This is a genomic window from Streptomyces sp. NBC_00090 (genome assembly GCF_045160815.1).
GTDB lineage: Bacteria > Actinomycetota > Actinomycetes > Streptomycetales > Streptomycetaceae > Streptomyces.
On record NZ_CP108224.1, the window covers coordinates 4,233,571 to 4,259,227 of the forward strand.

Annotated in this window: 25 protein-coding genes and 2 pseudogenes; 3 read left to right on the plus strand and 24 right to left on the minus strand. The window is 70.6% G+C overall.

Annotated features, from left to right (window positions below):
* Positions 1–7 precede the first annotated feature (7 nt).
* The 6 genes and pseudogenes from OG361_RS18770 to OG361_RS18795 all read right to left on the minus strand — a co-directional run.
* Positions 8–2,254, minus strand: coding sequence for an FG-GAP repeat domain-containing protein (locus OG361_RS18770; RefSeq protein ID WP_405855021.1), 2,247 nt, complete (start codon positions 2,252–2,254; stop codon positions 8–10).
* Between the two features lie 110 nt (positions 2,255–2,364).
* The gene (locus OG361_RS18775) at positions 2,365–3,234 is read right to left on the minus strand and encodes an alpha/beta hydrolase (protein ID WP_405855023.1); all 870 of its coding nucleotides are present in this window, start codon (positions 3,232–3,234) and stop codon (positions 2,365–2,367) included.
* Between the two features lie 103 nt (positions 3,235–3,337).
* Entirely contained in the window at positions 3,338–4,540 is a 1,203-nt protein-coding gene (gene kynU / locus OG361_RS18780; protein WP_405855025.1) for a kynureninase, read from the minus strand.
* A complete protein-coding gene (locus OG361_RS18785; RefSeq protein WP_405855027.1) occupies positions 4,533–5,399 on the minus strand; it encodes a tryptophan 2,3-dioxygenase family protein in 867 nt (288 codons plus the stop codon). The genes kynU and OG361_RS18785 overlap by 8 nt, the downstream gene beginning before the upstream one ends.
* A 124-nt stretch (positions 5,400–5,523) precedes the next feature.
* Positions 5,524–6,357, minus strand: a complete 834-nt coding sequence (locus OG361_RS18790; protein ID WP_405855029.1) for a DUF3152 domain-containing protein — start codon at positions 6,355–6,357, stop codon at positions 5,524–5,526.
* A gap of 271 nt (positions 6,358–6,628) precedes the next feature.
* Positions 6,629–6,784: pseudogene (locus OG361_RS18795) on the minus strand (DUF3151 family protein); the annotation flags it as partial.
* A 36-nt stretch (positions 6,785–6,820) separates the two neighbouring features.
* Between OG361_RS18795 and OG361_RS18800 the strand changes: the two are divergent.
* Complete coding sequence (locus OG361_RS18800; RefSeq protein ID WP_405855031.1) at positions 6,821–7,072, plus strand: hypothetical protein; 252 nt, start codon at positions 6,821–6,823, stop codon at positions 7,070–7,072.
* Positions 7,073–7,364: 292 nt separating this feature from the next.
* On the opposite strand, the gene OG361_RS18805 is transcribed toward OG361_RS18800, so the two are convergent.
* The 14 genes from OG361_RS18805 to OG361_RS18870 form a co-directional block, all read right to left on the minus strand.
* On the minus strand, positions 7,365–7,943 hold the full coding sequence (locus OG361_RS18805) for a hypothetical protein (RefSeq protein ID WP_405855033.1): 579 nt from the start codon (positions 7,941–7,943) through the stop codon (positions 7,365–7,367).
* The gene (locus tag OG361_RS18810; protein ID WP_405855035.1) at positions 7,940–9,193 is read right to left on the minus strand and encodes a hypothetical protein; all 1,254 of its coding nucleotides are present in this window, start codon (positions 9,191–9,193) and stop codon (positions 7,940–7,942) included. Before OG361_RS18810 ends, OG361_RS18805 begins: the two co-directional genes overlap by 4 nt.
* Positions 9,190–9,936: an ABC transporter ATP-binding protein gene (locus tag OG361_RS18815; RefSeq protein WP_405855037.1), complete on the minus strand. Its 747-nt coding sequence runs from the start codon at positions 9,934–9,936 to the stop codon at positions 9,190–9,192. The genes OG361_RS18810 and OG361_RS18815 overlap by 4 nt, the downstream gene beginning before the upstream one ends.
* A gap of 75 nt (positions 9,937–10,011) precedes the next feature.
* Positions 10,012–10,365, minus strand: coding sequence for a hypothetical protein (locus tag OG361_RS18820; RefSeq protein ID WP_405855039.1), 354 nt, complete (start codon positions 10,363–10,365; stop codon positions 10,012–10,014).
* A gap of 410 nt (positions 10,366–10,775) precedes the next feature.
* Positions 10,776–11,219 (minus strand): phytanoyl-CoA dioxygenase family protein, encoded by a 444-nt coding sequence (locus tag OG361_RS18825; protein ID WP_405862328.1) that lies wholly within the window; start codon positions 11,217–11,219, stop codon positions 10,776–10,778.
* Complete coding sequence (locus OG361_RS18830) at positions 11,165–11,800, minus strand: hypothetical protein (RefSeq protein ID WP_405862734.1); 636 nt, start codon at positions 11,798–11,800, stop codon at positions 11,165–11,167. Before OG361_RS18830 ends, OG361_RS18825 begins: the two co-directional genes overlap by 55 nt.
* 105 nt (positions 11,801–11,905) lie before the next feature.
* On the minus strand, positions 11,906–12,121 hold the full coding sequence (locus OG361_RS18835; RefSeq protein WP_405855041.1) for a hypothetical protein: 216 nt from the start codon (positions 12,119–12,121) through the stop codon (positions 11,906–11,908).
* Positions 12,118–12,564, minus strand: coding sequence for a hypothetical protein (locus OG361_RS18840; RefSeq protein ID WP_405855043.1), 447 nt, complete (start codon positions 12,562–12,564; stop codon positions 12,118–12,120). The genes OG361_RS18835 and OG361_RS18840 overlap by 4 nt, the downstream gene beginning before the upstream one ends.
* A gap of 55 nt (positions 12,565–12,619) precedes the next feature.
* Positions 12,620–13,849: a helix-turn-helix domain-containing protein gene (locus OG361_RS18845; protein WP_405855045.1), complete on the minus strand. Its 1,230-nt coding sequence runs from the start codon at positions 13,847–13,849 to the stop codon at positions 12,620–12,622.
* A gap of 285 nt (positions 13,850–14,134) precedes the next feature.
* On the minus strand, positions 14,135–15,841 hold the full coding sequence (locus OG361_RS18850) for a mobilization protein (protein ID WP_405855047.1): 1,707 nt from the start codon (positions 15,839–15,841) through the stop codon (positions 14,135–14,137).
* 4 nt (positions 15,842–15,845) lie between these two features.
* Entirely contained in the window at positions 15,846–16,427 is a 582-nt protein-coding gene (locus tag OG361_RS18855; protein ID WP_405855049.1) for a plasmid mobilization relaxosome protein MobC, read from the minus strand.
* 131 nt (positions 16,428–16,558) lie between these two features.
* Positions 16,559–16,933 carry a hypothetical protein gene (locus OG361_RS18860; RefSeq protein ID WP_405855051.1) on the minus strand — a complete coding sequence of 125 codons (375 nt, stop codon included), beginning with the start codon at positions 16,931–16,933 and terminating at the stop codon, positions 16,559–16,561.
* Between the two features lie 35 nt (positions 16,934–16,968).
* Positions 16,969–17,550 (minus strand): DUF2637 domain-containing protein, encoded by a 582-nt coding sequence (locus OG361_RS18865; RefSeq protein ID WP_405855053.1) that lies wholly within the window; start codon positions 17,548–17,550, stop codon positions 16,969–16,971.
* 372 nt (positions 17,551–17,922) lie between these two features.
* Positions 17,923–19,125, minus strand: coding sequence for a DUF3631 domain-containing protein (locus OG361_RS18870; protein ID WP_405855055.1), 1,203 nt, complete (start codon positions 19,123–19,125; stop codon positions 17,923–17,925).
* A gap of 297 nt (positions 19,126–19,422) precedes the next feature.
* Here OG361_RS18870 and OG361_RS18875 point away from each other — a divergent pair, with 297 nt between their 5' ends.
* Positions 19,423–19,917, plus strand: a complete 495-nt coding sequence (locus OG361_RS18875) for a helix-turn-helix domain-containing protein (RefSeq protein ID WP_405855057.1) — start codon at positions 19,423–19,425, stop codon at positions 19,915–19,917.
* Positions 19,918–20,345: 428 nt separating this feature from the next.
* On the opposite strand, the gene OG361_RS18880 is transcribed toward OG361_RS18875, so the two are convergent.
* On the minus strand, positions 20,346–21,794 hold the full coding sequence (locus OG361_RS18880) for a recombinase family protein (RefSeq protein ID WP_405855059.1): 1,449 nt from the start codon (positions 21,792–21,794) through the stop codon (positions 20,346–20,348).
* A 122-nt stretch (positions 21,795–21,916) separates the two neighbouring features.
* Here OG361_RS18880 and OG361_RS18885 point away from each other — a divergent pair, with 122 nt between their 5' ends.
* Positions 21,917–22,336 (plus strand): DUF3151 domain-containing protein, encoded by a 420-nt coding sequence (locus OG361_RS18885; protein WP_405855061.1) that lies wholly within the window; start codon positions 21,917–21,919, stop codon positions 22,334–22,336.
* Positions 22,337–22,417: 81 nt separating this feature from the next.
* On the opposite strand, the pseudogene OG361_RS18890 reads toward OG361_RS18885, so the two are convergent.
* From OG361_RS18890 to OG361_RS18900, 3 genes and pseudogenes are all read right to left on the minus strand, one after another.
* Positions 22,418–22,693 (minus strand): annotated as a pseudogene (locus tag OG361_RS18890) (DUF3151 domain-containing protein); the annotation flags it as partial.
* 215 nt (positions 22,694–22,908) lie between these two features.
* Positions 22,909–24,357 carry an MFS transporter gene (locus OG361_RS18895; protein WP_405855063.1) on the minus strand — a complete coding sequence of 483 codons (1,449 nt, stop codon included), beginning with the start codon at positions 24,355–24,357 and terminating at the stop codon, positions 22,909–22,911.
* A 125-nt stretch (positions 24,358–24,482) separates the two neighbouring features.
* Complete coding sequence (locus OG361_RS18900) at positions 24,483–25,649, minus strand: MalY/PatB family protein (protein WP_405855065.1); 1,167 nt, start codon at positions 25,647–25,649, stop codon at positions 24,483–24,485.
* Positions 25,650–25,657 lie beyond the last annotated feature (8 nt).

Genomic DNA, 25,657 nt, shown 5'->3' on the forward strand with positions numbered 1-25,657 from the left:
GCAGGCCTCAGGAGACGCTGTTGAACTTGGTTCCCTCGCCGAAGTACAGCAACGTCGCCTGACGGCTGAAGGGCGCGGTGGTGGAGCCCGTCGAGCGGTAGGCGTACGTGCCGCCCGCCCCGTACGCGATCAGGTCGGGGCGCCCGTCGTTGTCGAGGTCGCCGGCGCCGACGAGCTGGGAGAAGGCTCCCCAGCCGCCGCCGATCCGCACGCGGGTGGCGAAGCCGCCGGCACCGTTGCCCTGGTAGAGCCAGAGGACGCCGTAGGTGTCGCGGGCGACCAGGTCCCCGGGGGCCGTACCGGCGATGTTCCCGACGGCGGCGACGTGGTTGTATATCTGCCAGCCCCCGCCGACCCGGACCCGGGGCGCGAACGGCTTCGCGTAGTCGCCGGTGCCCTTGTAGAACCACAGGACGCCCGCGCTGTCCGTGGCCACCAGGTCGGGACGGTTGTCGCGGTCGAGGTCCGAGCCTCCGGTGATCTTGTTGTAGATCTGCCAGCCGGTGCCGACCTGCCGGCGGGGGGCGAACGTGCCGTCGCCCTTGGCCAGGTAGAGCCACTGCACGCCGGAGCCGTCGACCGCGATCAGATCGCCGTGGGCGGCACCGCCGACGTTGCCGACGGCCTCGATCTGCTTGTACACGCCCCAGCCCGAGCCGATGCGGGTGCGCTTGGCGACATTGACCTGGCCGTGGTCCGGGCGGTCCCGCAGGTCGTCGCGCCACAGCACGCCGGAGGAGTCCCGGGCGAGGACGTCGGTGGAGCCGTTGCTGTTGAAGTCGTGCGGGTTGTCCGCGCGGACGAGGTTCATGAACCAGCCCTGGTAGACGGGCTCGCCGCCGTCGAGGGGCGTCACCTCGGCCTCCACGGCGTACTTGCCGTTCGGCGCGTCCTCGTCCCCGGCCGGGTTCTCGATGACGCCGTTCCAGGCGAAGGAGAAGTAGGCGCCCGAGGTGGGCTCGGTGAGGCGCTTCGTGAACTCCTTGCCGGTGGCGATGTGCGTGAGCGTGACGTCCACGGTGGCGTAGGCGTGCGACAGCGTCCAGCCGAGGGTCACCTCGCCGCCGGCCTTGTCGAGTTCCGCCACTTCGGGGACGTGCACCTGCTCGATCGTGAACGGAATCACCACCGTGCCGGTGTCCGCCACCTTGGTGACCGTCGGGGTGCCGTCCTCCGCCGCCGCGACGCGGAACAGGCCGTCGCCGTCGGCGTCCCGGCTGCCGCGCAGCGTCGCGCTGCCGTCGGCCGAGGACGCCGCGGACGACGCCTTGACGCCGAGCTCGCGGATCTCACCGCTGGTCAGGGAGACGGCCCGGGCGGGCGTCTCGGCGTTGCCGTAGACGAGCCACTCGCCCATGAGCGTGCTGTACCACTCGTCGAGGTGGGGGCCGAGGACGGTCCGCTTCTCCACGCCCGTCGTGCGGTCGACGGACGTGATGTAGTCGCCGGTACCGGCCTCGTAGCCGAACCAGGCCACATGCGAGGCGGAGAAGTGCAGGCCGCCGTAACCGAACCCGGACTCGGGCGCGGCGTACGTCGCGGTGGCCGTCCCGGCCGCGACGTCGATCATGGCCCGGCCGCCGGTCCGCGCGTCCTCCGGTCCGGTCTCGTACCCGACGAGGACCTGGCCGTCGTGGCTCTTGGAGCCGAAGTAGTCGGTGGCGTCCCCCGACAGACCGGTGATCTTGCGGGTGGTCGTCGTGGCGCCGTCCTTGGTCACGACGTGCAGTTCGGCCCTGCCGACTTCGTTCATGATCTGCGCGAGCACGCTCGTCGGGCTCAGCACGGCCACGTAGGTGCCGTTCAGCGCGCCGAGGTCGATGTCGACGCCCGGGGCGGTGGGGGCGGCCATGTTCCGCAGGGTGATCGAACGCATGTCGGGCGCCCAGCCGGCGTCGCCGAGGACGACCACGTCGCCGGCCCCGATGCTCCAGCCCTTGGGGTCTCGGAGCGAGGTCGCGGCGCCGCCGTCGTACGGCGTCCACATCAGCTTCCGGGTGGTGTCCGGGGCGAAGTAGTAGGTGAGGAAGCCTGAGGCGCCCACGCCTCCGAAGTTGCTTCCCTCCGGATAGACGGGAAGAGCGGTGGCGGCCTCGTCGGCCGGGGCGGCCGGGGCGGTGGCCGCGAAGGCGGCCGGGGCGGTGGCCGCGAAGGCGGCCGGGGCGGTGGCCAGCGTGCCCGCACCCAGGGCCGTGACGGCGAGAACGGCGGTGACGGCCGAGGCGAGGCGGATGCCGGTGAAGCGGGACTGCAAGGTGAACCCCCACGAGAAGATCGGACACGGGAGTGCCGTGCCCGATCAGACTCGCGATCGCGTCAAACAGTTGTACGGAGATTCGGTGAAACGTTCGACGTCGGAGACGGTCACCAGGCCAGCTGGGCGATCTCCTCCGCGACCACCGCGCACGCGTCCGCCGCCGGGTCGATCAGCGGGAAGTGGCCGACGCCTTCGAGGAGCGTGAGGCCGACCTCCTCGCCGGCCTTCGCCGCCGCCTCCGCGTACGACTCGGAGACGGTGTGCGGGACGACGATGTCCTCGCGGCCCTGGACGACCGTCGTCGCGATGCCGGTCGGGAGGAGCAGCGCCGGGTCCGCGGAGGCCGCCCGCAGCGCGTACCCGTCCTCGCCGCCGAGGAGTTCGGTCACCGCGCCGCCGCACACCCCGAGCTCCACCGCCCGCCCGAAGTGGGCGATCGGGGCGAGGGCGACGACCCCGCGGAGCGCGGGCGGGGCGGGCAGCCGCCACGGGGAGTCCGCAGGCAGCACGTGCCGGGCGGCGGCCCACAGCGCGAGGTGGCCGCCCGCCGAGTGGCCGGTGAGCACGATCCGGCCGGTGTCGGCCTGCGGCAGGTGCGCGGCGGCCAGCTCCGGTACGGCGTCGAGCGCGGCGGCCACGTCGTCGAAGGTCTCCGGCCAGCGCCCGGCCACCGGGTTCGTACCGCCCTGACGGGGGATGTCGCTGCCGCGCCGGTACTCGACGCTGGCCACGGCGAAGCCGCGGCGGGCCAGGAAGTCCACGAACGGGGTCAGGTGCTGCCGGTCGTACGGTGCGCGCCAGGCGCCGCCGTGCAGGGCGACGACGAGCGGGGCCCGGGTGCGGCCGTCACGCGGGGCGTAGAAGTCGACCACCTGGTCCGGGTGGTCGCCGTACGCGGCGGAGGCGTCCGGGGGGACGGCCGGGTGCGAGAAGGCCGACGCCTCTTCGGCGGCATCGCGCGCGGCGGGGTCCGGCATGCTGTTCCAACCTCTCGGATACGCGGCCGAATTGGCCTGACCTGCGGGGACGGTACCAGCACCGGAGCCCCCGCAGATCAGGCGATCATCGGACGGTACGGCTTCAGCCGGAGAGGTCGGTCAGCACGTCCGCGAGGACCCGCGCCGCCCGCTCCGCGTCCGCGAAGCCGACGTACAGCGGCGTGAAGCCGAACCGCAGCACGTCCGGGCGGCGCAGGTCGCCGACGACACCGCGCCGGATCAGCTCCGCCATCACGGCCGGGGCCTCGGCGCAGCGCAGCGCGACCTGGCTGCCGCGCTCGCCGTGCGCCCCGGGCGTCACCGGCTCGACGCGGCCCTCGGGCACGTACGCCCGCACGCACTCCAGGAAGAAGTCCGTCAGCGCGAGGGACTTGGCGCGCACGTCCTCGATCGCGACCCCGTCCCAGACGTCGAGCGCCGCTTCGAGGGCCAGCATGGAGAGGATGTCGGGCGTCCCGACCCGGCCCCGCAGGGCGCCCGCGGCCGCCTCGTACCCGGGGGTCATCGCGAACGGGTCCGTGTGCGAGTTCCAGCCGGGCAGCGGTGAGTCGAAGGCCGCCTGGTGGCGCTCGGCGACGTACAGGTACGCGGGCGAACCGGGGCCGCCGTTCAGGTACTTGTAGGTGCAGCCGACGGCCAGGTCGACCCCGTGGGCGTCCAGGCCGACGGGCAGGGCGCCCGCGCTGTGGCACAGGTCCCAGACGGCGAGCGCGCCCGCCGCGTGGAGCGCGGCGGTGAGGCCCGGCAGGTCCTGGAGCCGGCCCGTGCGGTAGTCGACGTGGTTGACGAGCGCGAGGGCCGTACGGTCGCTCACCGCGTCCGCCATGTCGGCCGGGTCGCACGCCACGATCTCGTGACCCGTCATACGGGCCGCCGACTCCGCGATGTACCCGTCCGTGGGAAAGGTCGTCGCGTCGACGAGTATCTCCTCCCGGTCGTCACCGTTCAGCCGGGCCGCGGCGACGACCGCCTTGAAGACGTTCACGCTCGTCGAGTCGCCGACCACGATCTGGCCGGGGGCGGCGCCGACGATCGGCGCGATCCGGTCGCCGATCCGCTCCGGCGCGGTCCACCAGCCGGACTCGTCCCAGGAGCGGATGCGCAGCTCGCCCCACTCGCGGGTGATCACGTCGGCCATGCGGGCCGGGACGTGCGCGGGGAGCGCGCCGAGCGAGTTGCCGTCGAGGTAGACGGTCCCCTCTTCGAGGGCGAACTTCTCGCGGTGCTTGCCCAGTTCGTCGGCGGCGTCGAGTTCCAGGGCCCTGCCCCTGAGGAGGTCAGACATGGCTGCGGGCCGTCCAGAGCTCCGGGAACACGTTCTTCTGGGCGCGCTTCTCCAGCCAGGCCACGCCGGCCGAGCCGCCGGTGCCGGTCTTCGAGCCCATCGCGCGCCGGGTGGCGACCAGGTGGTCGTTGCGCCAGCGCCAGACCAGTTCGGCGACGTCGCTCAGGGCCTCGCCGAGCCGGACCAGCTCGGTGTTCTGGTCGGCGTCCGCGTAGATCCCGGCCCAGACGGCCTCGACCTCGGGAGAGGGCTCGTACCGCTGCGCCAGATCGCGGCCGAGGACCGACTGCGGCACGGGCAGGCCGCGCCGGGCCAGAAGGCCGAGGACCTCGTCGTACAGGCTCGGCTCCTGGAGCGCCTTCTCCAGCTCGGCGTGGACGCGGGGCGCGCCCCGGTGCGGGACGAGCATCGACGCGGACTTCTCGCCGAGCAGGAACTCCATGCGGCGGTACATCGCCGACTGGAAGCCGGAGCCCTCGCCGAGCGCGGCCCGGTAGGCGTTGAACTGACCGGGGGTGAGCTGGGAGAGCGGCCGCCAGGAGTGGTTGAGGGCCTCCAGCTCGCGCACCGAGCGCTTGAGGGCGTCCATCGCGACCGGGACGCGGTCCTCGCGCAGGGCGCGGCTCGCGGTCTCCCACTCGTGGACGATCACCGTGAACCACAGCTCCATGACCTGGGTGGTGACCAGGAAGACCATCTCGCCCGGGTCGTCCGAGCGGAGGTGCTGGAGGTGGGTGAGGACGTCCGCCTGGACGTAGTCCTCGTACGGCGTGGTACCCGCGAAGTCGAGGTTCGGGTCGACGGCGACCGAACCGGCTCCGGAATCGGGAGAACCGGGAGAACCGGGGAAGGGTGACATTTCTGTCTCCTCGATACGAACTACCGGGTAGCGGTCTGCTCCACCGTGCACGCGTTCTTCCCTGCGGCACGGGAGCCCCGGTCCCCTCGGGACGCGTGCTTCGTCGCACACCGTCCCAAACGCATCATGACACGATCGGCCCCGTGATGTAGCTCCCGTCTTCGTCATACGGAAACGCGTTCGAACGGCAACCGTTCAAGCCCTTGATCTGCTGCATCATCGCGGGCGCGAGCCTGCCCGGACCCGGGCAGCCCATGTGCTGCCGGATGCCGATCTCGTGCCCGACCTCGTGGTTGATGATCAGATGCCGGTACTCGGCCGCCTCCCCCACGAAGGTCGGCGAGCCGAGCATCCACCGCTTGAGGTTCACCACGACGCCGTCGGCGGTCTCGCAGTTCAGCTCGCCGTGGGTGTTGAGGCCCTGCCGGGCGCAGAGGGCGTCGGCCGTGTCCGGGGTGGCGATCCGGATGACGAAGTCGGCGTTCTGCGAGACCAGCTGGAAGCGGCCCCGGCCGTGCGCCGCCCAGCTCCGCGGATGGGCCAGGATCCGCTGGATCTCGGCGGCCGCCCCGTGCGCCGACAGCTCGATGCCGTCCTCGACCTGGACCCGGTAGCGGCGCAGGGAGCCGCCGCTGCCGACCGCCGAGCCGGAGGCCTGCGCGGTGGTGAAGGTCCCGGCACCGGACTGCGGAACGGTCGTCTTCTTCGGGCTCGGTTTCGGCTTCGGCGGCGGCTTCGGCGTCGCCGGCTTCGTCGTCGGATCGGGCTTCGGCTTCGGCTTCGCCGTCGTCGGGCGGGGCGCGGGGGCGTCCGTCGTGGGTGCCCCGGTCACGGTCGTCGTCCCCGGCCCGGGGGCGGCCGAGTCGTCCGTCGCCCTGCCGTTGTAGTGGGCGAGGGCGGCGCCGCCGCCGAGCGCGACGGTCAGCAGGACGAGGGTCGGCAGCGCGAGCCGGCGCACGGGTCCACGTCTGCCTCTGCCCCGTCGGCGGCTCTGCGTTCGTCGCCGTCCTGCGGGTGCGGCACGCTTGCCCACGACAGACTTCTCCCCTGCGTCGGCCGGTGTGGGGGAAGAGGAAACGGGGCCTCGGAAACCGGCGTCTTCGGTCCTGCGGTCCCGGGGATCGTACCGGCCGCTTCGAACGCCATCGAACACGCCGAGAGGTCTGTCCGAATTTCCCCCCGTCCGGCAGAACAGGGGGAAATCGGGACGGACCGGGTCGGGCGGAGGGTCAGCCGAGCGTCTCCGCCGCGGTCTCCGAGGAGTCCCGCAGGAAGGTCGTGCAGCGCTCGTACTCCTCCTTCTCACCGATCGAGCCGGCCGCCCGGGCGAGGGCGTGCAGCGCGCGCAGGAAGCCGCGGTTCGGCTCGTGCTCCCAGGAGAATGGATGAAGATGTACCCGATATGGGGAGGGGATCACGACATGACCGAGCAGGAGTGGCTGGACAACCTCGCGGCCCAGTTGCCGGAGCGGAACCTGGAGTGGGTGTCGGAGCTTGCCAGGATCTGCTCCACGGACTGGGCGGGCGACAAGCCCCCGACAGGGGAGAGCTGCCCGCCCGACGTGGCGACTGTCCCCCTATTGACAGCGACCCCCCTTATTGACAGCGACGCGTCGACGCCGACCGACGAGCCGACGGAGTTCCAGGCTCCCTCGCAAACCGACGAGAGCTGACCCGATGACCTCTTCACCCGAGGTTCGGTCCTGATCACACCTGCCTGTCTGATGTTCGTGCAGGTCAGGGTGGAGCGGAGGCCCATGCGCCACGAGTGGGATCGAACCCGCGCCATAAGCTTGGGAATCACCCTGCACCCAGGCCTTCACGTAGCGCCTGACCTGCGAGAACGTGCTATCTGGTGATCAGCAGGAGGGGTCCGGATCGCCCTTTCGTGACCGCTGTTTACCGTCCTGACTGGCACGTAGTGGCACGCCTCGTTCAGCGCGCTGTGTTCGGGAAGCGCTCACCTCACGATGAGATACCGCGGAGCTTCGTCGCCGACACCTTCAATGCGACGGCGAAGAGGGCTGCCGCCACTAGCCATGCGCCCACGCTTTGGGCCGGGTAGAGGGCGAGAGCCCACCACGTGTGGGATGCGTGGCCACTGGCGTCGTAGGCGCGGCCGAGCATGAGGTTGAGGATGAGGAACAGTAGTCCGGCTGCTGCTGCGGTCGCCTCGTTGGCGAGTCGCCACGTGAGGAGGGCAAGGGCGAGAAGGAGGGTGATGTTGCGGGCGACGTCCAGTCCCACCATCAGCCCCGCTCCGTGTGCGAGCACTGCGGTGAGGATCACGGCGCCCTGGTCGAACCGGTGGATGGGGACCACTGCTGTGCTCTCCGCTGAGAGTAGCCGCCGTTCCAGGCAATACATGACCGCGATGACGATCACAACGGGGGTGAAGTAAGCGACGCGTGCGCCGGCCATGCCGCCGGTGAGACTCGGAACGGGAACCTCGCTTGTCCCCACCGTTCCGCTTACCAACACGAGAAGGACGAGAGCCAGGGGCATGGTCCACCAGCGGCGCACGACGATCACATATCGCTTCATGAGATGTCCTGGGGGCAGCGCCCTCCGCCTACCGCGGTCTTGTTAAACCAGTCGAGCTGAGCCTTGGCAGGATGACGACGGACCTCTTGGAGTGCGGCCCAGTCGGTATCGAGCATCGCCTGATGCATGGCCTGTTCGTCCACACCGATCACCAGGGCGGCCCAAGCAGATGCAACAGCGCTGGGTTGGCGGCAATCGGACCCGCCTGCGAGCGCGGCTGTGCCGACTACTGCCGACTGGGCTAGACCCACTGCGTACTGTCCAGGGTCGGGCTGGGAGTGGGCCGGTGGGAGCGACCAGTACAGCGGCCATGTACCCGGCTTGAGTGGGACCGTGTCCGAGGCGATGCGCAGCTCTTGGGGCGAAGCGACGCCGGCAGCCTTGAGCCGGGAAAGGGGGACCGACGCATCCCGGCGCAGTTGTTCGGCGTACTGCTTGTATTCCGGCGGCACGCACACCCTTGGGGCGGCTCCCGCGCAGGTCATGGCGAAGCTTCGGGGGCTCGTCGGGCGTTGGTAGCCCCAGTCGGCGACCAGGATGCGACCGGTGGCGAACGTGATCGCCAGCACGAGGACACATGCGGCTATGCCCCAGGCGCGCCGGTGCATATGGACGAAGAGCCAGAGGGCAAGGGCCGCTCCGGCGACGACGGCCCACGGCACGGTGTACACGGCGGACGTGCGGACGTCGGTGACGGTCGACGTCCCGTCAATGAAGCCGCCGAGGTGGCGGACCCATGGGTTGGCCAAGGTGTGCGGTATGGAGAGCCAGGCCCAGCAGCCGATTCCGGCGATGGGTGCCGCGATGCTCCTCGGCAACACCATTCCCAGGCACCAACCAATGATCAGCCAACCGAGGGGAAGTACGACCAGATGCGCTACGGCGAGCCACCCGGCATCACTCGGCCACACACCCACCGCCCGGCGGGCCATCACGAGCGCCCCAACAATGAGGACGAGGTGCAGGAACAATACGGGCGTGGCGGCCCGGAAAATCTGTTGAGTCAGGGGCCGTGCGCTGACGGTTCGTACAGCGCCCAGTAGACGATGACGGCCCGCTTCCCATGCGGCGGCCCCGGCCACTGCCGGGGCAATGATCGCCATGCCGTAGGCCGCGAGCTCCCCGGACTCCACCCCGTATTCCGACGGCGCGGTATACGTGACGTCGTCGATGTACAGACCGGCGTAGAACATGGCGGGCAGAGCCAGCCACAGTGCGGCCGAAGGACGGAGGTTTGCCCAGATGATCACTCGGTCGCCTCCAATAGCGAGGCGTAGGCGCTCTCCAGGCGTCGACCCGGGGCGCAGCCGGGTTGGGCTTGCGCGGCGAATTCCTCGACTGCTCCCCTGAACCTTGACTGGCCCGACTCCAGGACGACGACCTCGTCGAATGCCTCATCGAGGTCGCCGATGTCATGAGTGGAGACGATCACGTTGACGGTGCCGCGCAGCGAGATCAGCAAATCCAGGAAACGGCGCCGTTGGTGTGGGTCGAGCCCGACAGTTGGTTCGTCGAGAAGCAACAATTCCGCTTCATGGACGAGTGCTTGAGCAATCGCGATCCGCTGTTGCTGTCCACCAGACAGAGTCTTGACCTTGTTGTTCATCTTGTCTGTGAGGCCGACCCTCTCGATCGCCTCTGGTGCTGCGCGCCAGGCGGCACCCTCTCTCATGCCCTTGAGCCAACCCACATACGCCACGTGCTCCCTGCACGTCAGTCCCGGGAGGAATCCGGGGCGCTGCGGCAACCAGGACACCTTGCGCCGGTAGGTCTGCACATGCCGACGGCTTGCCGGATCGAGCCGTCCGTACCGGACGAATCCCGTCTGAGGTTGCAAGGCGCTGGCGCCGAGAGAAAGCAGAGTGCTCTTGCCTGCGCCATTGGGCCCGAGGAGGACGGTATGTCCGGGGGGAAAATCCAGGTTGATCCGGTCGAGGACGGGACTTGATGCGCGGGGATAACGAAAAGTGCACGACTCGTAATGCAGGGGCATGGATGATACCTCGGCCGGGAATGGGTGCCTTCGGCCTCACGCGCACAGGGCACATGAGGCCGAGAGGCTGGATCGCTAGTACGTGACGGTAATCGCCTTGACCGTCAGTGTGAGGTTCACGCCACCCTCGTTCACGGCGAAGTAGTAATCCCCGGACCCGTGATCGGACCAGGTGCCGGTCGAGGTGGCGGTCGTGCCATTGAAACAGTTCGTGAACACCGCTGTTGCATAGGCCGGGTCGGGCCCAAAAGTGTCCTTGCGGAGCCGGACGTTGGCGCTCTTCCAGGTTCCGCTGTAGCAGTCGGTGAACTTGATCGTCGTAGTGCCGCCGGTGTCGGTCCAGCGCCGGGACTCGTAGCCGGGCATGACTCCCGTCAGGTAGCCAGTCCAGCTCGATGCCTGAGCGGGCGGAGTGAGGATGCCAAGCACGGCGGCGGCACCAAGACCAACGGTACCTATTCGACGGCCTGATTCACGCAAGGCAGTGAGGCGTGTAGATCTCACAGGTTTCCCCCCTTGGGAAGTTGACAATAGCGGGTGCAACCGTAGGTGAGGTAGTGGTGTTCGATGCGCGATCAGTGGCGTTTAGGCCGCTAGTTCGTCACATCAACATGCGGGATGGCTAATATTCCTCCAGGTCTCGCGTTAAGGCGCGGTCATGGGGACGTGGACCTTGGCAAAAGTAGTGATGCCGTCACGATGGGATAATTCGACGCCCAGGGGCGGTAGCGGCGTCGTCGCGCGCCGTGTAGCAGACGGGCGCGACGAAGCGGATGTTGAGGCCGAAGCGGACACCGGTCCCCGTGTTGGAGGCCGAGTTGCGGACGAGGCAACGTCCATCAAGCAGCCGTCGCCGGCACGACGTGTCGGCAGGGACTGGGCGTAGTCCGTGTCGATGCCACCGACGCTAGGGCGCGACCCCTGGCAGCTCCGGCGTCCGGCTCGGTGTCGTACGGCAGGTAGCCGTGCTGCTGGGATCCGGGGATCACGCGGAGGCAGCCGGTGGTCTCGTCCGTGTCGGTGAGGGCCAGCCAGGCGGCGACCGAACGATGGGGGTCGAGTTCGATCCGGTCGTTGATGCCGTCCTGGTGCCAAGGGACTTCGAAGGGCCGGCCGGGCCATTTGATCACCAGGAAGGTGTTCTCCACGGCGATGTCCGGGCTGATGGCCTGGCGGACTGCGTTGAGGAGGGCTGGCGAGCGCACGGCGTGCCGGGCCCACTCGGCGGTCAGGTGCGGGTTGCGGACGACCTCTGTGCGGGCGGCCCGGTGCGTGGCGGCCAGCTGGGCGGCGCGGGCGTGCTCCGCTGCTCGTCGGCCGGGGTGAGCCGACGCAACTGCCGTACGAAGTGGGTGGCGACCATCCAGGGCATCCGGGGGTCGTCGAAGCGCAGCGCCCGTTCGACCGGATTCGCGAGGACCCCCGGTGCCGGGTGAAGCGTTCCGTACACCCCGATGACCTCGGCCTCGGCGGCGAAGAAGGCCCGACAGCCGACCTCCGGCCGGCTCGGGGTGGGTATGGCATGCGGGAGGCACACCGGCGGATCGGTGGTCGTGATCCCCTCGGGCCAGCCGTCCCACGGTCGGTCGTCCGGCGTCCCCGTCGGGAGCGGCAGCAGCCAGAGAACGCCGTCACAGGTCCGCTCGGGCTGCCCCGAGCAAACCCGGCACAACAGCTGTTCCATGGCCGTCCGCTGGGACGCGGTCTCCACGTCGGCCTCTCCGAGGAGCACGCCCTCGACCGTGCGGTCCTCGTGGCGCTCGTCGGCGTAGGTCAGGCCGCGGGGGGTGTGCAGAAGGAGCCGTCGTTCGAGGGGACTGCCCGGGCCTGAGGCGGTGATGTTCGGTGCGAGGAAGGTGGTCATGGGTTCACCGTTCGCGTGTCGGAAGGGGTACGAGGCTGGTCGCCCTCCACCGAGTGGTGCGGGAGCGGTGCGGGGAGGCTCCGGGTCTCCTCGGCGGAGGGCCGTTCAGCGGTCGGCGGCGAGGGACGGCAGATCGACGTCCGGCGCGGCCACGGCAACCCTGCGGTCAGTGACGTCGAGGAGCTGGTCGGCGTGGGTCCACAGGGCCCAGGCCGGCCCGATCAGGCCGGCGAAGGCGAGGAACGTCAGGGTGAACCGACTGCTGCGATCCGCCCGTACGAGGGCGGGAGCGACGTGCTGGCGGTGGCGGGCCCTGCTCATGCGTCGTCACCGAGGGCGTTCTCGTGGATGTCCAGGAGGCGGCTGGTCTGCGTGTACAGCCGTTCCAGCTCGGCTGAGGTGAGGACGAGGGAGCCCTCGCGGGTCGAGCCGTCCTCGAAGTGGAACTCCACGGGCACCGAGCCCTGGCGGGCGCGCTGGTCGTAGACCGCGTCCCGGCCGGGCAGCAGCGTGGCGTGGGTGATCTGCGCCGGCACCGGATGCAGCGTGGAGCCGTCCGCGGGCGCGGACCAGGCGGGTCCGCCACCGGGCGGGCGCAGGTGGTAGGTGGTGGCGGAGTCCTCGCCGGGGAGGGTGACCACGACTCCGATACGGCCGCTGCGGGCGGTGTCGGCGGCGAGATCACCGAGCCGGGGAACGAAGGGAGCCGCCGTGCCTAACTCGGCTCCTTGCGACGGGAGATGGGGAGTGCGTCGTCCGGTCATGCTCCGAAGTTAGGGACGGCTCGGCCCCCGAATATGAGCCGGAGGAATACGACCCTTATCCGTCCAGGTGAAAGCGGTCGGACATGCGCCGCAACTTCTCGCGCGTGGCTGCCCGTTCGGCGTAGACGATGCTGCGGAGCGTCGAGCGGGCGATGGGATGGTTCCGCACGAGCTGGGGCGCGATCCGCTCGGCGGTCTCCAGCTCGCCGAGGGCCTTGTCCCGGTTGCCGTCCCACAGCCAGGCCCGCGCGATGTCCATGTGGTGATGTCCCTGACGGGAATTGGGCAGCGCTCCAACGAGCTCCGGGCTGGTGCGGCGGTTGATCTCCAGGGCCTTGCCCTGCTCGCCCATCTCCAGCGCCACGCTGATCGCGTGGATCTGCACGTTCCCGGAGGAGAACGTCAGTGAGTGCCGGTCGTAGACGGGCGCGCCGGCGTAGGCGTCCATCCGCTCGGCGGCGTCCTTCGCGTACCCGATCCGGTCCCCCGCCTCCGCCGGGCGACCGGCGCGGGCAGCCGAGACCGCCGCCCGGAGCTGGAGCGTGCCCCACGCCCGTACGGCCAGCGGCTCACCGTGCTCGTACGCCTCCTGCACCGACCCGATCGCCTTGTCCGAGAGTGTCAGGGCGTCCGCCCAGTCAGCCGTGGCCCACATGTCCCAGACCCGCATCCAGTCCGCGACCGCGGGCAGCACCGGGTCGCCGGACAGCCGGGCCGACCACGCGGCCCGCTCGCAGGCCATCGCGACCAGCTCGGGGTGGCCGAGGGAGTGGGCAGCGGTGTGGGCGAACTTGCAGCAGACCGCGTAGATCGCGTATGCCTCCTCCTGCTCGTGCCCGTCCGATGCCTCGGCCAGGGCTCGTGCCTCGCGGAACAGGTCCGGCAGGACCCGCAGGATCGCCACGTTGGAGGCGGTGTCGCGAAGCCGGTGCAGGCGCGTCACCTCGCGCCACAACTGCGGTGCCGGCCGCGGCGTCTCTTCGAAGACGGGAGTCAGGTCGTAGCGGCGCAGCTCCCGCAGGATCGACGAGGCGGCGACCTGCCACTGGTTGTCGTCCGGGGAGCTGCTGTACGGGCGCCCGATCAGGTCGTTCGGATGGACGTGCAGCTCGGCGGCGACCTGGTTGAGCAGCCCGACCCGGTCCAGCTCGATCAGGCCCCGCTCCATCTTCGAGACCCAGCCCTGCGACTTCCCCAGGGCCGTCGCCAGGTCGGCCTGCGGCATTCCCAGCCGCAGCCTCGCCCTGCGGACGCGCCGGCCGATCTCCTCGGCTTCCTCCAGCATCAGGACACCTCCCCAACCGCCGGACGTCCGTGCGGGGTGCGCCGGTCCGTCCGTACAGAGTTCGTCTCCAGCACGGTACCCAGGACGCTGCGTGCGTGTGAGGGAGTTGCCGGGCCGGCGGTCCTGGGCTGTCCTCTCTCAACCCAAGGGCCATCTTGTTCAGAAACTGAACAGGGCTTAGCCCGTTCAATTTCTGAACGGGCTGCGCTGTGTTCCCTCACGGAACGAGCCGGGTGTTCCGCGACGGAACGCTTTCGCCGTTCCGTCGCGGAACATGTCGGCTGATCAACGCCGTCGCATGTGCGGCAGTTGCTGCACGACGGACGGTGTGGCTGTCGGCTGGTGGACCGGGGTGGTGGGATGGCGTGTGGTGCTTCGGGCCATGGCTGCCTGGGCGCGGGGGCTGGGTGTGTGGCGTTGGCCGAGGCGGTGGATGCGCCAGGTCAGGGTGCGGGCGGGGTTGCGGGCGTCGTCGAGGGTGCGTTGGCCGAGGGCCTGGTCGATGAGGGTGGCCGCGTTGTGGCCGGCTGTTTCCGCGTCGGCGAGGACGGTGGTAAGGGCGTCCCAGGCGGGGTCTTGCAGGATGCGGTCGGCGTGTTCGGGGGCGGCCTGCTGGAGGTGGTAAGCGTAGCGGTGCTTGGTCTGGATGCCGGGGGTGCGGCGGGCGAGGTCGTCCAGGACGGGAACGGCGACGTGTGCGTAGGCGGTCTGGAGGTGGACGAGGGTCTTTTCGGCTGCCGCTTCCTGCTGGGCGTGCTGGTGCGTGCGGTGCCAGTGCCTCGCGAACGCCACGGCGATGAGGGCGGCGTCCAGCAGCATCGCCAGCCCCGCCCCGTCGCCCGTGGCGGTGGGGGTGCGCAGGATCGTCTGGACACTGCGGCGCAGGACTCGGGCGCTGCCGGCGTCGGCGGTGATGCGGGAGCGGGTGGCGCGCTCAAAGAGGGCGGCGGCCCGTTCGAGTTCGGTCCTCGCCGCGGCTGGTGCGGTGAGTGGCAGCAGGTCGAGGGCTCCGCCGAGTGCGACGAGTTGGCCTTGGGCGATGTGGTCGTGGCTGTGGGTGAGGTGGTCGGGGATGCGTTCGGTGGCGGCGGTGGCTTGGTGCCAGGGGTCGGCCGGCCGGGTGGCGACCGGTTCGGGTCCGGTGGCGGCGAGGCGGTGGCGGATTTTGGGTAGGGAGAGGTCGCCGGCGAGGGTGGAGCCGGAGAACCAGACCGGCTCGCCGTCCTTGTTGAGGTCGCCGGGCAGGGCGACGCTGTAGCCGAGGACGTCGCCGGACGGCCCGGTCCTGGGCCGCACGGTCACGCCGGTCGCCTCAAGGAGTGCGAAGAACTCGGTCTCGCTGGAGGCGGCGGCCACCGCGCGGCGTACGCGCATGCGCAGGATCTCGCGGGTCGTGGTGTCCTGGCCTTGGCGCTTGGCCTTGAAGTGTTCCTTGCTGGTGGGGCGTTTGGCGGCGGTGCCGTCGCCGGGGTTGAGGCGGCGGAGTCCGAGGTCGGCTTCGATCTTGCGGGCTTCGCGTTGTACGGCGCGGATGTCGTGGTCGCGGCGGGGGCGGCGGCCGTCCTGGCGTACGAGGGTGGCGGCGATGTGGATGTGGTCGTCGGCGTGGCGTACCGCCACCCAGCAGCATGCCTCCTCGTCGCCTTCGGGGGCGATGCCGGCGGCGGCCACGATACGGCGGGCGATGTCCGCCCACTGGGCGTCGGTCAGGATCGGGTCCTCGGGCGCGGCGCGGACCGGGCAGTGCCACACCATGGTCGTCGGGGCCTTGTCGCCGAGCATCTTCACGGGCTGGTCGAGCTGCGAGGCGAGCTGGTCCTCGACGTCCCTGGAGTGGCGGTGGGGGCTGCGGCCGGGGTCGGGGGCGAAGTCGTTCCAGGACGCGACCAGGTGCGGGTCGGTGTGTTCGTTGGCGCTGCCGGGGCCGTAGAGGTAGCCGATGAGGCGGCGGGTGGCGCGGGCTCCCTTGCCGAGGATGATCTTCGGGATCACCTGGTCACCGTCCCGAGATCACCTGGGCGACGGCCACGTCCACATCGCCGACCGATGCCTCGATCCGTTCCAGCAGCCGCGCCATCATTTCCGGCGCGGGCCAGACGCCGTCCTTGTTGAGGTGGCGGTTGAGCTGGTTGAGGTTGCGGCCGACTGCGGCGAGCTGCCGGTTGGCGGCCATCAGCGCTTTGACCATGGCGCGGTAGTCGGCAACCGCGGCGGTGGGGTCGTCGGAGCGGGCGGCGGCGAGCGAGGTCTCGGCGACGTATCCGCCGACCGGCATGCGGCTGAGGCGAGCGGCTGTGGCGAGGAGAGTGAACTCGTCGTGGCTGTAGCGCGGGTGGACGCGCTTCTCGCGCAGCGTGGGTTCGCGCAGACGGCGGCGCGGCGCGGGCGGTTGTGCGGCTTCTCCTCGAGTCGGCTCCCCCGGGTCGGCCGACCCCGGCGCCCCCTCGGCGCCGGAAGCCTCCGCCTCCCCCGGGGCGAAGGCCGGGTAAGGACTCCTTACCCGACAACTTGCTGCGCGGTTGTGGTCGGTGATCATCCCCGGCTGGGAGATGCGGAGTTCGTAGTTCGAGTCGTGCATGGATCGGTTCTCCGTGGGGGTGATGGTGCTGGGTGCTTGGTTGTACGCCGCCCCCCGTGTCCCCGTGCTCGGCTGCACGGGGGCACGGGATGAGATGCGCCGGAAGGGCGGGGTCGGTGCCCTTGTAGGCGTCAGGCAGTGCCGGCAGCTTCGTCGAGTCCGTCGAGTCGCCCGACCTCGGAGCCGTCCTCCTCGACGGGCTGGGCCTGCCCGGTCCGCTCGGCCTGCAGTTGGTCGCGCAGGAGTCGGGCGCGTTTTTGGCCGATCCGCAGTTCGCTGCGCAGACGCTCGGCGCTCAGCTGGTCGTCGGGCCAGTCGGCGGTCACGAGTCGGGCCCTGTCGAGGACTTCGGCGGCGGTGCGGGTGCGGTCGGCGGTCGACTTGGCGGCGGTGGGGACCCGACCGGTCGCCCGACGCGGGGCGGCTCCGGTCGACTCCGCCACCGTGGCCGACCGGGGCGGTCGGATGGCGGGGGCCGGTTCGACTCCCTCGGCCGGCCTCGTCACGGGTGCTGCGGTGACCTTCATGGGGGTCGACTCGGTCAGCTGCTCGGGGACCGATTCGGGCCGGTCAGGCGTCGACTGTGGGGCCTGTCGGCCAGCCGACTGGTCGGCTGGCCGACTGGTCGGCTGGCCGACTGGTCGGCTGGCCGACTGACCGACTGGTCAGAGGCCAATTCGGGGGAGTCGGCCGACTCGGGGTTGTGGTGCAACACCTTGGCCACGAGGTCCGACCCGAAGTAGATCGACCCCACCGGGAGCGAGGTCGCCAGCAGCACGAGGGCCCAGTTCGCGAGGTCCACGTCGGTCAGTCGGCCCCACTGGACCGAGTCGGTGTGCAGGGCCGGTACGAGGCCGTGCACGTAGTTCAGCAGGAGGCTGGCGATCGTGTAGGTCGCAAGGACCCGCAGCGCGAACGTCCGGTCGGTGCCGGTCAGCACGAGCGCGGCGACCAGCGCGAGGGCCATCAGACCGTCGACCACGATTGGGTAGAGCAGGGCGGCTGTGGAGTCGGCGCCGATGGCGCGGGCCACGTCGGACAGCGCGTTCCACGACACCCGGAAGGCCATGAGGACGACGGCCACCAGACCGAGGACGAGGATGAAGCGTCCCGCGCGGCTCACGCGACGCCCCCGAGCGGGTGCGGGTGCTCGGTGAGCGTCGTCAGGATCGTCCTTCTGTTTGAGGGTCTCGTCCTCGGCGGTCGAGGTGAGCCGCGCAATGCTGGCGCGGATGCTGCGTATGGCTGTCGGGGCGCCTGGGGCAGGGAAGTGCAAGGGGGCGGTCTCCAGGGTGGGGGAGCGGAGGTTGTGTACGGGGCTGGGTGTGGCCGCCGTGGCCTGGGCGGCTGTGGGTGGTGGGAACTCGTCCCACTCGTCCCGTCGCTGGTCAGGGCAGGTACGGGTGGGGCGGTGATGTCGAGTCGACTCGTTGCGCGTCGGTGACTCGTCCCCGCGCTGACCTGCGCGGGGACGAGTGGGACGAGTCAGGGAGGGTCAGACGCCGGGCTCGACGAGGAGAGTGGAGGCTGCCTCGGGCGGGCAGTAGCGGGTCCAGGCGTCGGTGAACTGGGCGCGGGTGAAGCCCTTGGCCTGGTGGCCGCCGGGGAAGCGGCGGTTGGCCGACTTGATGCCGTAGTCCTGGAGCAGGATCTGCAGGCCGCGCGGGGTGAGCCCGTTTGGGCTGTGCTCGGCCCAGGGCGCCTCGGGGTCGGCGTTGAGAATGTCCAGGAGGCGGCCGGTGCGAAGCGCCGGCTGGTCGCCTTCTGAGGCGAAGGCCCGGCGGATGTCGGCGAGGATGCGGATCTTCAGTCCGCCGTCTTCGTCGCGTCCGGACTCGTAGTCCGTCATGGCCGTGCACGCGGTGCGGGCCAGGACGGGCCAGTGTCCGCCCGCGAGGTCGGCGACGCTGACCAGCGGTGCCCAGGTGTCGGCGGCACGGTCCTCGACCGGCATCTTCGGTTCCAGGGCGAGTGCCTTCTCGCGTACGGAGGCGAGCCAGGCTGCCAGCCGTGTGCGGAGTTCGCGGACCGCGAGGTCGTCGCGGCCGTAGCGCCAGAAGCTGACCTTCTCGGTCTCGGCTCGACGGCGCATCCGGATGACGACCGACCGGTCCATGATCGTGTCGGGGAGGTCTCCGATGCCGGCGAGGGCGGCCATGGCGAAGGTGGGGAACTTGACCACCTCGTGGTTGGGGCCGGACACGCGCAGGGTGGGCCGGTTGCGCTGGTGGCCGGCGTTGAGCAGGCCGCGCATCTCCTCGTTCTTCTCCGCGACCTTCGCGCTGCCGAAGATCGTGTCGACCTCGTCCACGAGGAGCGTGGGCGGGTCGCCCTCGCCGATCGGCCGGAAGATCGCCGCAGCGGACGCGTTGACCGTGATCAGCGGCTCGTGGACCGCCTCGATCAGGACCTCAAGGAGCCGCGACTTCCCGCAGCGCTTGGCCGGACCGACCACCGCCAGGCGAGGCGCGTGCTGCCACACCGTCTGTAGGTGTGTCGCCGCCGCCCACAGCGTGGTCGCGGTCAGCGCTTCGTCACTCGGCATCACGACGTAGCGCCGGATTGCCTCCCGAAGCTGGTCGAGGACCTCTACGCCCTCGGGGTCCGGGGCGGGCGCGGGGATGGCCGGCTGGCCGGGTACGGCGATGGGCGGCCACTCGACGGGAAGCGATGGCGTGTTCGGGGTGTCTTCGTCCATACTGGACATCGAGCTCCTCAATCTGCGGGCCATACGGGACGGCAATCCCGGCCTTGCAGCTAGTCGTTCAGGGATGGGCGGCGTGAGGTTTGCGCTTCGAGCCCCTCGGTGTCTTCAGCACCGGGGGGCTTTTTGCATGCCGGGCCGGGATCACCCGGTCGGCGTGGGATCTCAGGGATCCGGCACATCTACTATTCTGCCATGTGCATAGCTGCTTTGCAAGTAGCAGAATGTGCTGTACTCTTTTAACTGGCCCTGCGGACTGCAGCGGCATGCTGCGACAGGAAGGAGGAATCGATGTCTGACGACGATCACCAGGAAGCGCCGGAAGGTGTCCTGCTCAAGGGCGAGGAGAATGCCGCCAAGCGGATCAAGGTCGAGCGCGACAAGCGCGGCTGGAGCACCACCACGCTCTCCGACCGGCTCAACGAGGCCGGCTATGAGATGAACCCGTCGGGGGTGTGGCGGATCGAGAACGGCAAGCGCCGCATCAACCTCGACGAGGCCATCGGCTTCGCCGAGGTCTTCGGGGTGTCCCTGTCCAACCTCGTCGGCCCGCCCGCCCTGGCCGCCGCCGGCCACGCCATGGAGCTGATCGACACCGTTGTGGCCGCCAACGCGGCCGCCCAGCGCGCCCAGCACACGTACCGCCGGGTCAACGCCGAACTCATCGCCTACCTCGACGAGCACCCGGACATCCGCGAGGAGGCCAACGCGGTGGTCAGCAACGCCATCGCCGAGAGCACCATGAAGATCAATCAGGAGGAGTTCGGCCTGCCGCCCCTGCCGTAGCCCCTTCCTCCAGGCCGCCCCGGACCGCAAACCCCGGGAAGCGGCCAGCCACACGCCCATCCCATCCCTGAACGACACCGGCCCGGCCGGGGTTGCCGCCCCACCAGCCGAGGCCAGAAGAGGACTCACCCCTTGCGCCGACCCGCAGCACCTACGGCCTCCGCACCGACTCCGCACTCGGACGCCGCTCTCCCGCGCCTCCCTCGCCGTGTCCAGCAACCCTGTTCCCGCCCAACCGGCGGCCACAGCGGCGCGGCGCGGGAGGCCGGGCTCTTTGACTGAGGACGAATGGCTGCGCCGCGTGGAAGCTCAGCTCCCTGACCGGGACGAGGAGTGGGTCGAGGACCTGCTCCGCATCTTCGGCATAGACCGGTCTTGAACGAACGAAGCCGGGCCCCCAACTGTGATGGGGGCCCGGCTTCTGTTCGTCACCTGAGCACCGGCTCGATGTCCACCGGGTCGAAGATCGGCCCGTTGGACGAGGGCTTGATGATCACAGCGCGGAAGACCTTGAGGACGGCGGCGCGCTGCTGCTCGATCGTCAGCTTCTCCCACCGCTCCCGGATGTCGACGGGGCCGGCCGCGAACGTCGCGGCCTCGGCGCGGTGCAGGGACCGCTCCCGCTGCAGTTCCGCGATCTGCTTCTCCAGGTCCTCGGTGAGCGCGATATAGCGGGCGGCTGACATGCGCTTCTCCTGCCACGCCTGCTTGAACTCGGCCATGTCCCGTTCCAGGGAGGCCAACTGCTCCTCCTTGGTCCACTCCGGCGCGCGCTCACGGACGTTCGCGAGCGCCTTGTCCGAGCTGAGGAACACGGCCTTCCTGATGAGGCGGTCGACCGGTTCGCCCGCCCTGGCCACTCCCCCGCATCCCCCGTCGTTCTTGCCGGGGCACGCGTACCTGAACTGCGATGACGTCTTCGACTTCCGGTACGACGGGAAGGCCCGCATCTTCGCGCCACACCTTCCGCACCGCGCAATGCCGGAGAGAAGGTACTTGGTGGCGTAGTCCCGTACCTCCCGGCCCTCCGACTCCCGCCGGACCTTCTCCGTAAGCAGGTACCAGTCGTCGGGGGTGATGATCGGCTCCCAGTCGCCGACGACGGGCTCACCGCGTTCGTCCAGGAACAGCTCGCCCTGATGCATCCGGTAGCCGCAGATCCGCGGGTTCATCAGCATGCGCTTGATCTTGGAGTCGTCGAAGAAGCCGCCGCTGTGCGACCTGACCCCCTTGTCCCGCCAGTCACGCGCGATCGACGCCCACCGGATGCCGCCCAGGAAGTCCTTCACCGCCTTGCGGAGGTGCTCGGCCTCTTCCGGGACCAGCGTCCTGCGGTCCTCGCGGTTCCATCCGTACGGTGCCCGGCCGCCGGGGAGCCTGCCCTGCGTCGCCAGCTCCAGGTGCTTGCGCTTCGTACGCCGTGAGGTGTCCGCCGAGGACTTGTTGGCGATGGTGACCTTGATCCGCGCGATGAACCGGCCGTTCTCCGTGGAGAGGTCGATGTCCGACGCGGAGACGGAGTCGAAGACCAGGTGGCGCTTCCCGCGCTCGGCATCCTCGTACTCGTCGATCCACGCCTCCAGTTCGCGCGGCTGGCGCGTGAAGCGGTCGATGTCCCAGGCGACGACCCCGTCGATCCGCCCGGCCTTCAGGTCTTCCAGCATCTGCCGGAACTCGGGGCGTACCGTCTTGCGCTTGTACGCGGAGAGATCGTTGTCCTCGTAGACCTTGGCGACCTCCCATCCCCGGGCGGCGCAGTGCAGTCGGCAGTCCTCCTCCTGCCGCGCGACACCCAGCCCCTCGGCCTCGTCGTCCTTGCTGATCCGGGTGTAGATGCCCACCTGTATGGCCCCGGAGGACCCCCGTCGTGCCGCCATGCGCCGGATCGTCGCATATCGACATCGGATACATCAAGCGCCGTTCTCATCTCCACTTGGGCCACGGCCGATTTTCCTCGTGGGCGTCCCGGATGCCCGTTCACGAGTGGCAGACTGCTTCCATGACGACGCACAAGAACTTGCTTGGCGGCCCCGAGCCGACGTACCTGCCGGAGAACGAAGAGGCGTACCGCCTCCTGGGCGAGGAGTCACGGCCGCCGGCCGAAGTGGTGGCGGCGGATCCCACGTTCTCGCTCGCCTGGGCCCAGCTCGCCGACGACGCCTTCGAGGCGGGGCGAGTGGTCGAGTCGTACGCGTACGCCCGTACGGGCTACCACCGCGGTCTGGACGCGCTGCGTCGGGCCGGGTGGAAGGGACATGGCCCCATCCCCTGGGACCACCAGGCCAATCGCGGGTTCCTGCGCTGCCTCGCCGCCCTCGCTCGCGCCGCCGGCGAGATCGACGAGAAGGACGAGACGGAGCGGTGCTGGCAGTTCCTCAAGGACAGCAGCGCCGAGGCGTACACCGAGCTGAAGCGGTAACGACCACCGCAGTTGAGGCGTCTGTGCCGCCGTCACTCAGGCAGCGGCGGCGGCACGGAACACACGATCACATGTAGCGCCGTTCTCCCACGGCACCGGGCCGTGGCCCTTCCAACCGCTGCGGCGCAGCGCGTCCAGGCCGCGGTGGTAGCCGGTACGGGCGTAGGCGTACGACTCGACGACCCGGCCGCCCTCGAAGGCGTCGTCGGCGAGCTGCGCCCAGGCGAGCGAGGAGGTCGGGTACTGCGCGGCGACGTCCGCCGGCGCGGTGCCGTTCGCGAGCAGCTCGCGCGGACCCGGGTCGTCGGGCAGGTGGGTGGGGGCCGGTCCCCCCAGAAGGTTCTCGTGGATGGCCATGGCCCCCAGTCTGCCCTAGGGCCTGTCCGGCGGATCAGGGCCGGGGCCGCGGCGCCTGGCACGGCACCTCGCCGCGTTGCCGAAACACCCAAATAGCTCCGCTATTAGTGCGCTCCGGCGCCTTGCGATGCACCGCACCAGACACCCCGGCCTATCCGGCCCTGATCCGCCGGACAGGCCCTAGTGAGTGCCTTGTCGATCAGGCCGGACACCCCCTAGGCGGCATCCCCCGGGTCCAGCGGCGGCGACGTCACCCCGCAGTGCACCCGGCACTCCGGATGGCACCCCGCACGCGCCGACGGGGTCCGCATCGTCGTCCACGCGATCACCGCCCCCACCACCAGGATCCCCGCGCACATCGGCATCGCACGCCGGAAGGTCTCCCCGAACTCCGCCGCGGAGAGGTACGACTCCGGGCCCATCCCGGCGAGCAGCGGCAGCGCCGCCACCGCGAGCAGCCCGGCCGCCCGCGCCGCCGCGTTGTTGATCCCGCTCGCGAGCCCCGCCCTGGACACGTCCACCGAGGCCAGGACGGTCGCGGTCAGCGGGGCGACCAGGGCCGTCATGCCGAGCCCGAGCACCAGCATGGCCGGCAGCACGTCCCGTACGTACGAGGCGTCCTCCCCGACCCGCAGCATCAGCAGCATGCCCGCGGCGCACAGCAGCGGCCCCACCGTGAGGGGGATCCGCGGGCCGATCCGCTCCCCCAGCTCCCCGGCCCTCGCCGACAGCAGCAGCATGAGCACGGTCGTCGGCAGCATGGCCGTACCGGCGCCGAGCGCCGAGTAGCCGGAGACCACCTGGAGCTGGAGCGCGGCCAGGAAGAAGAAGCCGCCGAAGGCCGCGTACACGCACAGGGTGACCAGGTTGACCGCCGTGAACATCCGGGACGCGAAGATCGACGGCGGTGCCATCGCCCGCTCCCCGCGCCGCCGCTCCACCACCACGAACCCGGCCCCGAGCACGACCCCGACCGCCCCGGCCCACCAGGCCTCGCCGATCAGCGCGTACGTCACGAGCCCCAGCGCCGCCGCGCCCAGGACCGCGCCCAGCACGTCGAAGCGGCCGTGCGCGGTCTCGTCCCGCGACTCGGGCACATGGCGCAGGGCGACGGGCACGCAGACGGCGGCGAGCGGCACGTTCAGCAGGAACACCCACCGCCAGCCCGGCCCGTCCACCAGCCAGCCGCCGACGAACGGCCCGACCGCCGCGCCCACCCCGCCGAAGCCCGACCACAGACCGACCGCCCGCGCCCGGTCGTCCTCGTGGAAACTGGCCTGGATCAACGCGAGCGAGCCGGGAGTGAGCAGCGCCCCGCCCACGCCCTGGAGGGCGCGGGCCGCGATCAGCACCCCGGCGTTCGGCGCGAGCCCGCACAGCAGCGAGGCGAGCGCGAACCACACCACCCCGATCACGAAGACCCGGCGCCGCCCGTACCGGTCGCCGAGCGCCCCGCCGAGCAGGATCAGCCCGGCGAGGGTCAGCATGTAGGCGTTGACGGTCCACTGGAGCGCGCCGAGGTCGGCGTCCAGGTCCTCGCCGATGTGCGGCAGGGCGACGTTGACGACGGTGGAGTCGAGCAGCACCATCCCGGAGCCGAGGACGGTCGTGAACACGATCCACCGTCCGGTCCCCGAGGCCATCCGCACGTCCCGCTCGCCCATGCCTGCATGGTCCCGCGAAGCCACCGCCGACGCCCGACGAGGCTCGGAGCCACCACCGACGCCCCGCCGAGGCTCGGAGCCACCGCCGACGCCCGACGGCGCCCGTCCACGCCTTCCGGCGGGGGTCAGGCCGTACGGAGCCGGGTCGCCGCCCGGATCAGCGCGTCCACGCCCCGCTCGGCCTTCTTCCGGGGGCAGCCCACGTTCAGCCGGACGAATCCGGGCGTCCCGTACACCCCGCCCGGCATGATCGCGACCTTCTCCACCGCTACCAGCTCCTCCTGGAGCCGGCTCTCCTCGATGCCCAGCGGCCGCAGGTCGATCCAGGCCAGGTAGCCCGCCTGCGGAGGCTCCCAGACGACGCCGGGCAGCCCCGCGGCCAGCCGCTCGCGGAGCAGCTCCATCGTGTCCGCCACATAGCCGCGCAGCTCGTCCAGCCAGGGCGCGCCCTGCCGGTACGCGGCGATGTGGGCGGTCAGCGAGAGGACGGCGGGCGAGGCGAGCCCCTCACCGGTCTCCATCCGCCGGACGAAGGCCTCGCGGGCGTCCGGGTCGCCGACGATCCCGTACGAGCCGGAGAGCGCGGGGAAGTTGAAGGCCTTCGTGCCGGAGGTCACCAGGGCCCAGCGGCGGCCCCGGCCCGGCTCGGCGATCCGGGTCCACGGGACGTGGCGGTGGCCGTCGGTGGTGAGGTCCGCGTGGATCTCGTCGCTGACGACGGCCGCGCCGTGGCGCTCGGCCAGCTCGGCGAAGGCGGAGAGCTCCTCCTCCGTCCACACCCGTCCGGTCGGGTTGTGCGGCGAGCAGAGCAGCAGCATCCGGCTGTCCGGCCGGGCCAGCTCCCGTTCCAGGGCGTCGAGGTCCCCGACCGGCACGCCCCGCAGCTCGCGCCCGAGCCCCGTGACGGCCTTGCGGAATCCGTCGTACGTGGGGGTGTGGACGACCACGCCGTCACCGGGCTCCGTCCACATCCGCAGCAGCTGCGAGAGCTGGTTGAGCACGGAGGGCGCGTACACCAGCGCCCCGGGGTCGATCTCGGTCGCGTACCGGCTCGCGTACCAGTGCCGGATCGCCTCCCGGAAGTCGCCGAGCCGCCAGTCCGTGTAGCCGAAGACCCCGTGGTCGACGCGGTCGCGCAGGGCGGCGAGCACCTCCGGCGGGGAGGCGAAGTCCATGTCGGAGATGGTGAAGGGGAGCAGGTCGGGGACGCCGAAGCGGTCCGATATCCCGTCCCACTGGACCGACCAGGTCCCGTGCCGGTCTATCTCACGGTCGAAGTCGTACGACGTCACGCGCGTCC